Source organism: Rhodococcus sp. NPDC057014, from assembly GCF_042673295.1.
Lineage (GTDB): Bacteria > Actinomycetota > Actinomycetes > Mycobacteriales > Mycobacteriaceae > Rhodococcus_F.
Window position 1 is genome coordinate 1 of sequence record NZ_JBHUSF010000263.1, and the last position, 12,990, is coordinate 12,990.

Here is a 12,990-nt window from a genome sequence, read left to right on the forward strand (position 1 = left end):
GACGTGTCTCTACATCCTGGCGTAGCGCGCCATCACGAAGCTGTACAGCCCGTACGCGGCGATACCCAGTGCGGCGAGGACCAGGAGGAACTGCCCGAACGGCGCCGAGCCCAGGGTTTTCACCGCGCCGTCGAGGCCGGTGGCCTTGGACGGATCGGCGTTGACGACCGCCACGATCACCAGCAGGCCCGCACCCGCGATGACGAGGCCCTTGGCCACGTAGCCGACCACTCCGAGGGGCTCGACGAGTTTCGACGGGGTGCCCTTCAGGTCGTCCAGGAAATTCTTCGACGCGCCCTTGTAGACGTGGTACCCGCCGATCGCGATGGCGACGAGACCCACCACCACGAGCAGGATCTTGCCGCCCCCGGATTCCATGAGGCGTGCACTCATTCCGGCGTTCTGCTGACCGCTCGATTTCCCGCCGCCACTCGCGAACTGGTAGGCCGAGAACGCGAACGCGAAGTAGACGACGGCCAGGCCGAACGCTTTCGCCCGGTCGAGCAGCGACGTGTCGTCGTCGGACTGCTCGGTGGCGTGCGGGCCGAGAACTGTCTCGGCGAGCCGCCACAACGCCATCGCGATGAACGCGACCATCGCCACCCACAACGCGAACCGGCCGCCGGGCTCGGCGGCCAGCGTGCCGAGGGCCCCGGACTGATCGGCGTTGCCGCCGCTGCCGAACGCCAGCTGAACGATGATGTACGCGATCAGCAGGTGGACGAAACCGCTCATCACGTGGCCCGCCCGCGCGACCCGCTCGAAAGTGGTGCTGTCGGTTGCCCTGTCCACGGCACGGCTCATCCCGCTGGCTCGATTCGTTTCGTTCTGGGCCATCGGATGTCCTTCGGTGTCGTGGGAATGGACCGGAGTCCCGTGACGTAGAGGTACCCGGTCCGGACCGCGCCGACACGGACCGGGCGCTATCGCACTGCGTTCGTGACCCGGTCGATCAGGTTGGTGGCGCTGTAGTAGTCGAGGCGGAAACTGTCCTTCCCGAGCGCGATCACCTGCTTCTTCTCGACGGACGGCGTCTTCTGCAACGTCGGATCCGCGAGAAGCCTGTCGACGTCCTCTGATTCACCGATCACGATGAACGTGGTGTTGCCCGGCACCGCCCGCGGCAGGTTCTCCTGCCCGGCGGGCACGACGTCCTTGCGGCCGGCCATGATGCCCTTGTCGGCGGAACTGATGTCGGCGGGCAGCTCGGCGAGCGAGAATCCGAGGCGTTCGAGCAGTATGCCCTGCGCCGATTCGGCGGTGAAGATCCGCGACTCCTCGGGCGAGTTGTAGGCGAGCACGTTCACCGGGTTCGCCGCGGCGACCTTGTCGCCGAGCGCCGACCTGGCGTCGTCGAGCTGCCGGTCGAACTTCGCGACGAGCGCGTCGGCCTGCTGCTCGGCCCCGATGGCCGCGGCGATCTGCCCGCTGAGGTCCTGCCACGACTTGTCGTCGTAACGGAGCACCACGACGGGCGCGATCTGCCGCAGCGTGTCCACCTGATCGACGGCCGAGTCGCCGCCCGTGGCGGACACGAAGATGAGGTCCGGGTCGGCGGCTGTCATCTTCTCGACGTTGGGTTCGCCCTGGTAGAGCGACTCGACGCCGCGTTCGTCGGCGATATCCGCCCACTGCGTGAACAGGCCGTTCTCGTCGGTCACGTCGCTCGGTCGCTGGGCGCCGGTGCCGATCAGGGGCGCGTCGAGGGCGAGCAGTGAGCCGGTGAGGGTGACGCTGGTGGACACGATCCGCTCGGGTTCGTGGTCGATCGTGACGCTGCCGGTCTCGTCGGTAACGGTGCGGGGCCAGCTCTGGTCGGACGCGGCGGCGGCGCCGGTGGCCGCGGTCTCGGTGGCGGGATCGGACGAGCACGCGGCCGCGCCGATCCCGACGGCGAGGACAGCGACGGCTGCCAGTGAGCGACGAAGTTTCACGGTTGGGGACTCTCTTTCGCACGGGTAAGGAATGCAACTTAGGCTAGCGTTACCTACGGTCGAATGGGGGATGGATGCTGAAACGGGTGCCCGGACCGGAGCGCCGCGTCGTGCGCACACGGGCGATCGACGACTTGGCACCCGACGCCGTCCCTGCGTTCTGGGGCCGACTCGCCGCCACGGGCAGCCCCCTCGTCGAACGGGACGGGGCCGACCGCGGCTGCGTGATCGCGACGTTCTGCTGGCGGGACCCCGAGGGCGACGAACGCGGGTCGCGCACGCGGCACGTCTACCTCGACGCCAACGGAATCACCGACCGCTCCCGGCCGGAACGGGCCGCGCTGTCGCGGCTCCCCGGCACCGACCTGTGGTCGCTGTCGATCGAGGTGCCGGAGAACTGGCGTGGCGCCTACCGATTCATTCCCCGGACGGAACCACTGACCCGTCCCGGCGACGGCACCCCGGGCTGGCAGTGGTGGCGGAACGTACTCGCCGGCGCCCAGCCCGACCCGTTCAACCCGCTGCCCACCCGAGCGGCACAGGCAGGTGACTGCTCCGAGGCGGTGATGCCCGCGGCGCCCGCGCAGCGCTGGTGGACGGACCGGCCCGGCCGCGGCGAACTCCACGAGACGACGTTCACGCTGTCGGGCACACCACGGTCGGTGTGGGTCTACGAACCGCCCGGACTCGCCGCCGGATCCCGTCCGGTGGTGGTGCTGCTCGACGGCCGGACCTGGGCCGTCGACCTGCCGATCGCGGGTGCCGTCGACGCACTCGGACCTGCCGGTCACCGCGTTCCGCTCGTCGTGATGGTCGACAGCGTCGGGCCCGAATTGCGATCCGAGGAACTGGGCTGCAGCCCCGCGTTCGCCGCCGGTCTCACCGGTGAACTGCTCCCGTGGCTGCAGCGCGACCGGGCCGTCACCGACGACCCGGCGTCGACGATCGTGGCCGGTTGCAGCCTGGGCGGATTGACGGCCTGCCACCTCGCGCTGACGGCGCCGCACGTCTTCGGGTGCGCCGTCAGCCTGTCCGGGTCGTTCTGGTGGCCCGGATCGGGGCCGGGGGTCCCGTTCCAGGACCGTGTCCGCGCCGCCGCGGCGCGCAGTCGGTTCAGCCTGGAGGTCGGGACACTCGAATGGATGCTCGTCGAACCCAACCGCGAAGTCCGAGACCTGCTCGCCGGCACCGGCTGCGACGTGCGGTACCGCAAGTTCTGCGGGGGTCACGACGCGCTGCACTGGCGTGACGGACTCGTCGCCGGCGTGGCCTCGATGCTGGGTTACGCACCGGTAATGCAGTGATGTGGATAACTCTGTGAATAGACCGCGCGTCGCCGTGAAGGGCGCACCCGCCCCACCGAGGGATGGCAGGATCGAACCATGGCACGCACGCTGAACCTGGTAGGGGATCCGGACGCCGACGCACTCCTCGCGAGTGATCCGCTGGCGTTGCTCATCGGGATGCTGCTCGATCAGCAGGTACCGATGGAGACGGCGTTCGCGGGCCCCAAGAAACTCGACGACCGGATCGGCGGCCTCGAGGTGCACCGCATCGCGGAGATGGATCCGGAAGCGTTCGCGGCCGTCTGCTCACAGACCCCCGCCGTCCACCGGTTCCCCGGATCGATGGCCACCCGCATCCAGTCGTTGTGCGCGTTCCTCGTCGAGAACTACGACGGCAGCGTCGAGGCGCTGTGGACGAGCGGCGACCCCGACGGCAAAGAAGTGCTGAAACGGTTGAAGGCGCTCCCGGGGTACGGCGACCAGAAGGCCCGCATCTTCCTGGCGCTGCTCGGCAAGCAGATCGGAGTCGAGCCGAAGGGCTGGCGCGAAGCGGCAGGCGACTACGGCACCGAGGGGTCCCGGCGTTCGATCGCGGACGTCGTCGACGACAAGAGTCTCCACGAGGTCCGCGAGTTCAAGAAGGCCGCGAAGGCCGACGCGAAGAAGGCGGCGGCAGCGAAGAAGAAGTAGCCGCCGCTACTCCGTATCGTCTCGGTTCTGCTTCCGTTCCGCGTCGAGTTGCCGCCTGCGTTCGGCCTCGTGCATCCACGGGAAGACGCTGTTGCCCTGGCCGCCGCCGATGGGTCCGTGCCCGAGCACGCCGTGTTCGTACGCGGACTCGGCGTGCAGCGCCAGGTCGATGCCGGAGGACTCGTCCTCGGCGCTGACCCGGAACCCGAAGATCCGGTCGATCAGCTTGCCCAGCCCATATGTCACGCCGAACGCGTAGAGGGCGACGACCACCACGGCCAGCACCTGCTTGCCGAGTTGCGCGAACCCGCCCCCGTACAGCAGGCCTTCGGCTCCGCCCGTCATCACCTCGGTCGCCAGCAGACCGATCAGGATCGTGCCGACGATGCCGCCCATCAGGTGGACGCCGACGACGTCGAGCGAGTCGTCGTATCCGAGGCGGAACTTCCAGCCGACGGCGAACGAGCAGACCACACCGGCGACCGCGCCGACGATCACCGCGCCGACCATGCTCACGGTGCCGCACGACGGGGTGATCGCGACCAGCCCGGCGACGACACCGGACGCCGCACCGAACGTCGTCGGGTGACCGTCGCGCTTCTGCTCGACGAGGAGCCAGCCGAGCAGACCGGTGCACCCGGCGACGAGGGTGTTCAGGAAGATCGCGGCGGCGGTGCCGTCGGCGGCGAGCGCGGAACCGGCGTTGAAACCGAACCAGCCGAACCAGAGCAGGCCGACACCGAGCAGCACCAGCGGAAGGTTGTGGGGGCGCATCGACTCGGACTTGAATCCGAGCCGCGGGCCCAGGACCAGGGCCAACGCCAGACCCGACGCGCCGGACACGATCTCGACGACCAGTCCGCCCGCGTAGTCGAGGGCACCGAACTGCGCGATCCAGCCCTGCGGGTTCCACACCCAGTGCGCGACGGGTGCGTAGACGACGAGGGCCCAGACGGGCACGAAGATCATCCAGGCCGAGAACTTGGCCCGGTCGGCGATAGCACCGCTGATCAGCGCGGCGGTGATGATCGCGAATGTCAGCTGGAACGTGGCGAACAGGATCTCGGGGACCTGCCCGTGGACGGTGGTCGGGTCGATGCCCGCCATCCCCAGGTGCTCGAGCCCGCCGATCAGTCCGCCGCCGATGTCGTCGCCGAAGATGAGGGAGTACCCGGCCACCAGCCAGGCGACCGTGACGAGCGCGATCGACACGAAGCTCATCATGATCATGTTCAGGACGCCGGTGGAGCGGACCATTCCGCCGTAGAACAGGGCGAGCCCCGGGGTCATCAGCAGGACCAGCGCGGTACTGATCAGAAGCCAGGCGGTTGCTCCGGCGTCGATTGCAGGCACGACATTCTCCTCACACACCCGGACGAAACCCGGTGCGGAAATTCACGATGGCCGCGGGCCGTTTCGACCGTGATGCCGATGCGTTGCGAACGTGTTACGCAATCCGGTCAGGTCCGGACTTCTGACTGTGAGTAGGGCCCCGAGCGGGCGCCGAGCAGGCGCTTCGACCACCCGGGCCGGACTGTCGGGGACCGCCGGTAGTCTTTCCGCGTGGCCCTGTACCGGAAGTACCGACCCGCATCCTTCGCCGAGGTGGTGGGGCAGGAGCACGTCACCGAACCACTGAGCACTGCTCTCGACGCCGGACGGATCAACCACGCGTATCTGTTCTCCGGTCCCCGCGGCTGTGGCAAGACGTCGTCTGCCCGCATCCTCGCCCGATCGCTGAACTGCGTGGAGGGCCCGACCTCGACGCCGTGCGGCCAGTGCCCCTCGTGCGTGGCGCTCGGCCCCGGCGGGTCGGGCAACCTCGACGTCACCGAACTCGACGCGGCCAGCCACGGTGGCGTCGACGACACCCGTGAGCTGCGTGACCGCGCGTTCTACGCGCCCGCCGAGTCCCGGTACCGGGTGTTCATCGTGGACGAGGCCCACATGGTCACCACGGCGGGTTTCAACGCCCTCCTCAAGATCGTGGAGGAGCCGCCGGAGCACCTCATCTTCATCTTCGCCACGACCGAACCCGAGAAGGTGCTGCCGACCATCCGTTCGCGCACCCATCACTACCCGTTCCGGCTGCTCGCGCCTGCGACGATGCGCGGGTTGCTGGAGAAGATCTGCCTGCAGGAGAGTGTGCCGGTCGCCGACCCGGTATATCCGCTGGTCATCCGCGCCGGCGGCGGGTCCCCGCGTGACTCGCTGAGCATCCTCGACCAGCTCCTCGCCGGCGCAGGCGACGAGGGCGTCACCTACCCGCGCGCCCTCGCGCTGCTCGGCGTCACCGACGTCGCGCTGATCGACGACGCCGTGGACGCGCTCGCCGCCGGCGACGGTGCCGCGCTGTTCGGGACGGTCGACCGCGTCATGGACGCCGGGCACGATCCGCGCCGCTTCGCCGTCGACCTGCTCGAGCGCCTGCGCGACCTCATCCTGATGCAGGCCGTCCCCGACGCCGCCGAACGCGGCCTGGTGGACGCTCCCGGCGACGTGCTCGAGCACATGCGCGCCCAGGTCCAGCGGATCGGTCCCGCGACGCTCACCCGCTTCGCCGAGGTGATGCACGCCGGGCTGGGGGAGATGCGCGGCGCCACCGCCCCGCGACTGCTGCTCGAAGTGATGTGCGCCCGGATGCTGCTGCCCTCGGCCTCCGATGCGGAGTCGGCCGTGCTGCAGCGACTCGAACGCGTCGAGCGCGGACTTCCGCCCGCAGGCTCCGCGCCGGTCGCCGCCGTAGCCGAGCGGCCCGCGGCAGCACCGGATCGCGCGCCGCAACGGCCCGCCGAACCGGAACCGGAGCCGAGGTTCCAGCGACCGTCGATGCGCCAGGCCGCGGCCGCCACCGTGCCGCCGCAGCCCGAGCCGGAACCCGACCCGATGCCGAAGCCGGTTCCGGAGCCCGCGCCTGCCCCCGTTCCCGAACCGGAGCCGACGCCGCAGCCCGAACCGACACCCGTTCCGGAGCCGACGCCGGTGCCCGCGCCGACGCCCGAGCCCGCGCCCGCGCCCGCGCCCGAGCCTGAGCCTGAGCCCGAGCCTGAGCCCGAGCCCGAGCCCGAACCCGAGCCGACTCCCGAACCGGAACCCGAGCCGACTCCCGAACCCGAGGTGGAGGCGGCACCCGCCGCATCGGCCGGTCCGGATGCCGCCGCACTGCGGGAAGCCTGGAATTCGCTGCGCGAGAAGGTGAGCCAGCGGAACAAGATCCTGCCCGCGATGTTGTCGGCCGCGACGGTGCACGACGTGCAGGGCAACCGCCTGATCCTGGCGCACCCGGTCCCCAACCTCGGCGCTCGGATCGCGTCCCCGCACAACGCCCAGGTGATCACCGAGGTGCTGTCCGAGATGTTCGGCGGCACCTGGGAAGTGGAGTATCAGGCCGGTGCCCCGACGGCGCCGCCCCCACCGGTCGCGAAGGCCGCTGCGGCGCCGACGAAGCCGGCAGGCGCACCCCGGTTCTCCCGGCCCAGCCAGGAGCGGGCTGCGCAGCGCCCGCCTCAGCAGCAGTCCGACGCACGGAGCACCGATGCCGGTCCGGGTGCGGCGCAGGCACGTCCGTCGTCCGAACCGGACGACGACATTCCGCCGCCGGAGGCACCGGACTACCCGGACGATCCCGGGCCGATCGACTACGAGGCTTCGGCGTCGACGCCGCCCGTCTCCACACCCGAGGACGAAGAAGAGATGTTCAAGGAGGCGGCGGAACCCGCCGACCCCGCGACTCGCCGCGACCCCGAGGATGTGGCGTTCGAACTGCTCAAGGACATGCTCGGGGCCAAGAAGCTCGAGGGCTGAACCGGACGGCGCGGTCCCGCCACATCGGGACATCCGCCCCTGGTGCCCGGGACACCGGGTGTCCGATCGTCGTCTCATGAGCACAGTGAATGTTCCAGACGGCGTGCAGAACGAGGTCCCGGCGACCGCGCGGCCGCGAAGCGGCCGGTGGTGGGCGTACGTCGGGGTCGTCGCCGGCGTGGCCGGAATCGTCGGCATCCAGGCGAGCATGTCGGTCGACGCCGTGTACGTGGAGGCGTCGGCCGGCGACGCGGTCGCCATCATGAACGGTCTCGCCGGACAGCGCACCGGGATCCTCGTGATGCACGTGTCGATCATGACCGCGGCGCTGCTGATCCTCGTCTTCGCCGCCGGGCTGTCCCAGCGGCTGCGGGCAGCGTTGCCCGCAGAGAGCATCCTGCCGTCGGTCGCGGCGTTCGGGCTGGTCCTGACATCGGCGGCGTGCCTGTTGGGGACCGGGCTGACCACCGAGTTGGTGTTCGGACTCGGTGACACGAGCCGGCTGGTGCCGGAGTTCGCGGTGGTCGGCGGCCACTGGATGGGCACCATTCCGTGGCTGTGGGCGGGTGCGGGGGTCAGCGCGCTGGCGGTGGCCGTCGCGTTGCTCCGCGGGCACGCGGGACCGCGGTGGATCGGCTGGGTCAGCCTGGTGCTGGGACTGGTGACCGCCGTCATCGGCGTCTCACCGCTGCAGTATCTCGCGGGGTTCACCGGGCCGCTGTGGGTGCTGGTGAGCGCGATCGGGTTCGCTTTCGCCGACACCGCGCGCGAGTAGGGGAGATACTCGTTCGCACCATGGCGAAGCAGAAGGACACTCCGATGACCGAGGGGTCGGCAGGTGCGGGCGGTGCGCCCGTACCCGCTGCCGTCATGGCGGTGTCCGCGTGGATCCTGGTCGTGCTGTCGGTGGTGGCGTTCGTCCGGGCCGATCCGGGCATCGATTCGAATCAGCTGTTCTTCCTGGTCGACGTCGTCGGGGCGGCGGTCTACGGGACCGTGGCCGGTGTCGTGCTCGCGCGGCGGGTGCACCCGGTGCCGATCATCATGGGGCTCGCCGCGATCGGCGTGGGTCTCGCCGCACTCGGGTACAGCTACTCGCAACTCGCGGCGGTGCGTCCGGGGCTGCCGTGGGTCGACGTGCTGTCGCCGTTGCAGAACACGGCGTGGATTCCCGGGACGCTCAGCCTGTTCCTGATCGTGCCGTGGCTGATCCGCGACCATCCGCTCGGCGCCGGCGCGAAACTCGGCGTCCTCGCCGGTGTCGCCGCGACGGCCTGGTACTTCTGGTCCCGCACGTTCACGGAGATCCCCGCGGTCTGGCAGATCGTGCCCGTCCTCGTGGTCGGTTTCGCGGCGGCCGCGGACTGCGGGTGGCGGTGGCGTCACGGTCCACCCCGCGAGCGGGTGGGTCTCGGGTGGATGTGCCTCGGCACGGGGCTGATGACGGGCGCGTACATTCCGCTGGTGCTGCCGGCGTCGCTGCCGGGGCTGTGGGTGCTCAACCCGTTGGTGCACTTGGCTGTTCAGGCGTTCTACCCGGTCGCGATCCTGGTGTGCATCCTCCGTCAGCGCATGTGGGGGCTGAACCTGGTCGTCAGCCGCGCGACGGTGGCCGGCACCCTCACCGTCGCGCTGCTGGTGCTGTACGTGGTGGTGGCCACGGCCGTGACGGCCCTGCTGCCCGACGGCGATTCGGTGGGGGCGCAGGTGGTCGCGGCGGGTGTCGTCGCCGTCGCGGTGCAGCCGGTGCGGTTGTGGCTGCAGCGGCGGGTGCACCGCCTGGTGTACGGCGAGGGCGAGGATCCGGTGCGGGCCGTCCGCACCCTCGGCAGGCAGTTCGGCAGCGCCGAGACCCCGGAACAACTCCTCGAGGGTCTGGCTGCCGGCGTCGGCGTCGCGTTGCGGCTCGAATCCGTGTCCGTGCGGCGCACCAGCGGGGTTGCCGCGGTGTGGGGTTCGGCGACCGGACCTGCCGAGTCGGTGGAGTTGGTGCACCGTGGCGCGGTGCTGGGGACGATGGTCGTGACGGCGCCGCCGGGGGAGTCGCTGGGGGCGCGCACCCGCCGGTCGCTCACCGAACTGTCGGCGGTGGTGACGGCCGGTCTCGTCGTGCTGCAGTCCGCGGAGAACCTGCAGGAGGCGCGGCGTCGGCTGGCGTCCGTGCGGCTGGAGGAGCGGCAGATGATTCGCCGCGAACTGCACGACGGGCTGGGGCCGTCGCTGGCGGGCATCCGGCTGGGCCTGCAGGGCGCCCGGAATCTGCTCGGTTCGGATCCGGTCGCCGCCGCGGAACTCATCGACGCGCTGCAGGAGCAACTCGACCATCAGGTGGAGGGCGTCCGGCAGCTGTCGCGCAGCATGTTCCCGCCGGTGCTCGACGAACTCGGACTGGTCCCGGCGCTGCACGAACTGGCGGCCAGCCAGTCGCGCAGCGGGTTCCAGCTGCGGGTGCAGGCCGATCCGCCGCCGAGGCTGGGCGCGGAGATCAGCGCCGCGGCGTACGGGATCGTCGTCGAGGCGGTCACCAACGCGCGCAGGCACAGCGGTGCCGACGGCTGCCGGGTCGACGCCACGTTCGCTCCGGAGGTGCTGACGGTTGTCATCCACGACGACGGGTGCGGGTTCGATCCGGCCGGGGGCGGCGGCGTCGGCACCCGGTCGATGCGCGAGCGGGCGCACGAACTCGGCGGCACGCTGCACATCGAATCCGGCCGTCCGACAGGCACGGTGGTGACCGCCCGGTTACCGTTGACCGCATCATGAGCGCGGGCACCACGAATTCCACCACCTCGTCCATCCGGGTAGCCGTCGTCGACGACCACCCGGTGTTCCGGCTGGGCATGGTCGCGTTGCTGTCGACGCTCGACGGCATGGAGGTGGCCGTACAGGCCAGTTCCGTCGCCGAGGCGCTCGACGTCGTGGACGGCGACGTCGACGTGGTGCTGATGGATCTCGAACTCGGCGACGGTTCGGGGGTGGACGCCACCCGGCGACTCGTCGAGCGGCACCCCGCCCTGCGGGTGCTCGTCGTGACGATGCACGAGGACGACGAATCGCTGGTCGCGTCGGTGCGCGCCGGGGCGCGCGGCTACCTGGTGAAGGGGGCCGATCCGGGGGAGGTCGAACGGGCCGTCCGGGCGGTCGCCAACGGGGAGGTGATCCTCGGCGCCGCGGTCGCGGCCCGCGCGATGAGCTTCATGGCCGCCTCGCGCCGGATGGAGCCCACGGTGTTTCCGGAACTCACCGACCGCGAACGGGAGGTCCTCGACCTCGTCGCCCGCGGCTACGACAACGCGAGCATCTCGCGCAGACTCGTGCTGAGCCCGAAGACGGTGCGCAACCACGTGTCGAACGTGCTCGCCAAGCTCGGTGTGCCCGACCGTCCCGCCGCCATCGTCCGGGCACGGGACGCGGGCCTCGGCGTCGACTCCTGAGGCGCCGGGGTCGTGGTGGGGACGTAGTCGACTATCTCGGCGTGATCTTGCAGGTCACCTGCTGGAGCCGTTGTGGCCACCAACCTGCGGTCGCGCCTCCGTCGAGCGTAATGGCATGCATTAGTAATGTTCATAAAGATGTCGCAGTTAATCAAATAGTGTCAACCTTCGGGACGGGTGCTGGCTCGAGGCCAATTGCACCGGAACGCCAACGTCACCGACTGCTATGTCGCATTCATGGAGTCCGAAGGAGATCGCTGATGACGATCCATGCTCAAGAAATCGCCACCGTCGCATTGGGTGACGGCGAGATAACCATCGAGGAGTTCGTCGCGGTGGCGCGCTTCGGTGCGCGCGTGACCTTCACGCCGTCGTACGGCGAGCGGGTCCGGCGATCACGCAAGTTGATCGAGCGGTTTCTGTCCGAGAATCGGCTGATTTACGGCGTCACAACCGGCTTCGGGGACAATGTCACCGAGGTGATCTCCCCGGAGGACGCCGAGGCACTGCAGCGCAATATCGTGCTCTCGCATGCGGTGTCGGTGGGTGAGCCGCTGTCGGTGGAGGTGGTTCGGGCAATTCAGTTGATGATGCTGGTCGGACTCGGGCAGGGCTATTCCGGGACCAGCCTCGAGGTGCTCTACCTCATCCGGGACCTGCTCAACAACCGGATCACGCCGGTCGTGCCCGGTGACGGCTCGGTCGGCTACCTCGGCCCCGAAGCCCACATGGCCCGGGTTCTCCTCGGCGAGGGCCGCGTGCTGGTCGACGACGTCGAGGTTTCGGCATCAGCCGCGCTGCAGCGATTCGGCCTGAGTCCGGTGACCCTGGGCTGCAAGGAAGGCCTGACGCTGACCAACGGCACCCACTCGGTGACCGCAATCGGCGTACTCCTCGCCTACGATGCGGCGCGCGCTGCCACGGTGGCCGACACCGCGGCCGCGTTGTCTCTCGAGGCACTCAAGGGGACGATCAAGGCATACGACCCGCGTCTGCAGGCAATGAAGAAGCATCCCGAACAGGCTGCGGTCGCACACAATGTCCGGCGAATCCTCGAGGGCAGCGCGATAGTCGCCAAGTACCGCGACTATCGCGTTCAGGACACCTACAGCCTGCGCGGCATCCCGCAGATCCACGGAGGAGCACGACGTGCACTCAAAGACGCGATCGACGTCGTTCGGGACGAACTGCACTCTGTCGGCGACAATCCGGTCGTCATTCCGGAGAACGACGACGGTATCGCCCTGATGGGCGCCAACTTCGACAGCACGTTCGTCGGCATCCAAGCCGATCTGATGGCCACCGCGCTCACCGTGCTTGCCAAGATATCCGAACGCCGCACCGACCGCATGGTTAACAGCAACTTCAGTAGACTGCCTGCCTTCCTCTCCCCGAGTCCGGGATTGAACAACGGCTACATGATCGCCCAGTACACCGCGGCCGCGTTGTACATGGAGATGAAGACCTCCTGCCAGCCCGCGTCGGTCGATTCGGTGCCCACCTGTGCGAATCAGGAGGACCCGGTGAGCAATGCGTACCTGGCGGTGACGAAGGCCTACCGGATCGTCGGCAAACTCCGCTACGTGCTGGCGATCGAACTGATGTGTGCGGCGCAGGCCCACGAATTCCTCGGTCCCGAAGAGGGTTCCACCGCGTCCCAGGCGGTACGCCGTGCGATCCGAGAGGTCGCACCCCGTGTGGACGCGGACCGCTTCTTCGGTGACGACATCGAGCAGATCGAACGCCTGGTGTACGACGGCACCATCCTGAGGTCGGTGGAATCGGTTGTCGGCAGCCTGGAGTTCTGACCGGTCCCGACGGTCGCGATGACGGTGGTAGGCC

Annotated in this window: 10 protein-coding genes; 7 read left to right on the forward strand and 3 right to left on the reverse strand. The window is 69.4% G+C overall.

What is annotated here, in order from left to right; all coding sequences use genetic code 11:
* Positions 1-9 precede the first annotated feature (9 nt).
* Positions 10-837, reverse strand: coding sequence for a DUF1206 domain-containing protein (locus ACFTZB_RS34355; RefSeq protein WP_378438593.1), 828 nt, complete (start codon positions 835-837; stop codon positions 10-12).
* An 86-nt stretch (positions 838-923) separates the two neighbouring features.
* Positions 924-1,934, reverse strand: coding sequence for a Fe2+-enterobactin ABC transporter substrate-binding protein (fepB, locus tag ACFTZB_RS34360; protein ID WP_378438595.1), 1,011 nt, complete (start codon positions 1,932-1,934; stop codon positions 924-926).
* 74 nt (positions 1,935-2,008) lie between these two features.
* On the opposite strand from fepB, the gene fes reads away from it, so the two are divergent.
* Both fes and ACFTZB_RS34370 read left to right on the forward strand, forming a co-directional pair.
* Positions 2,009-3,238, forward strand: a complete 1,230-nt coding sequence (fes, locus tag ACFTZB_RS34365) for an enterochelin esterase (RefSeq protein ID WP_378438597.1) — start codon at positions 2,009-2,011, stop codon at positions 3,236-3,238.
* 78 nt (positions 3,239-3,316) lie between these two features.
* Entirely contained in the window at positions 3,317-3,910 is a 594-nt protein-coding gene (locus ACFTZB_RS34370) for an HhH-GPD-type base excision DNA repair protein (RefSeq protein ID WP_276136822.1), read from the forward strand.
* Between the two features lie 6 nt (positions 3,911-3,916).
* Here ACFTZB_RS34370 and ACFTZB_RS34375 read toward each other — a convergent pair whose 3' ends face one another.
* Positions 3,917-5,263, reverse strand: coding sequence for an ammonium transporter (locus tag ACFTZB_RS34375; protein WP_378438600.1), 1,347 nt, complete (start codon positions 5,261-5,263; stop codon positions 3,917-3,919).
* Between the two features lie 210 nt (positions 5,264-5,473).
* Here ACFTZB_RS34375 and ACFTZB_RS34380 point away from each other — a divergent pair, with 210 nt between their 5' ends.
* The 5 genes from ACFTZB_RS34380 (at position 5,474) to hutH (ending at position 12,956) form a co-directional block, all read left to right on the forward strand.
* The gene (locus ACFTZB_RS34380) at positions 5,474-7,714 is read left to right on the forward strand and encodes a DNA polymerase III subunit gamma and tau (RefSeq protein WP_378438602.1); all 2,241 of its coding nucleotides are present in this window, start codon (positions 5,474-5,476) and stop codon (positions 7,712-7,714) included.
* A 76-nt stretch (positions 7,715-7,790) separates the two neighbouring features.
* Complete coding sequence (locus ACFTZB_RS34385; protein WP_378438604.1) at positions 7,791-8,489, forward strand: hypothetical protein; 699 nt, start codon at positions 7,791-7,793, stop codon at positions 8,487-8,489.
* A gap of 44 nt (positions 8,490-8,533) precedes the next feature.
* Complete coding sequence (locus ACFTZB_RS34390) at positions 8,534-10,477, forward strand: sensor histidine kinase (protein WP_378438610.1); 1,944 nt, start codon at positions 8,534-8,536, stop codon at positions 10,475-10,477.
* Complete coding sequence (locus tag ACFTZB_RS34395) at positions 10,474-11,148, forward strand: response regulator (protein WP_378438606.1); 675 nt, start codon at positions 10,474-10,476, stop codon at positions 11,146-11,148. Before ACFTZB_RS34390 ends, ACFTZB_RS34395 begins: the two co-directional genes overlap by 4 nt.
* A 41-nt stretch (positions 11,149-11,189) precedes the next feature.
* Positions 11,190-12,956 carry a histidine ammonia-lyase gene (hutH, locus tag ACFTZB_RS34400; RefSeq protein WP_378438608.1) on the forward strand — a complete coding sequence of 589 codons (1,767 nt, stop codon included), beginning with the start codon at positions 11,190-11,192 and terminating at the stop codon, positions 12,954-12,956.
* Positions 12,957-12,990 lie beyond the last annotated feature (34 nt).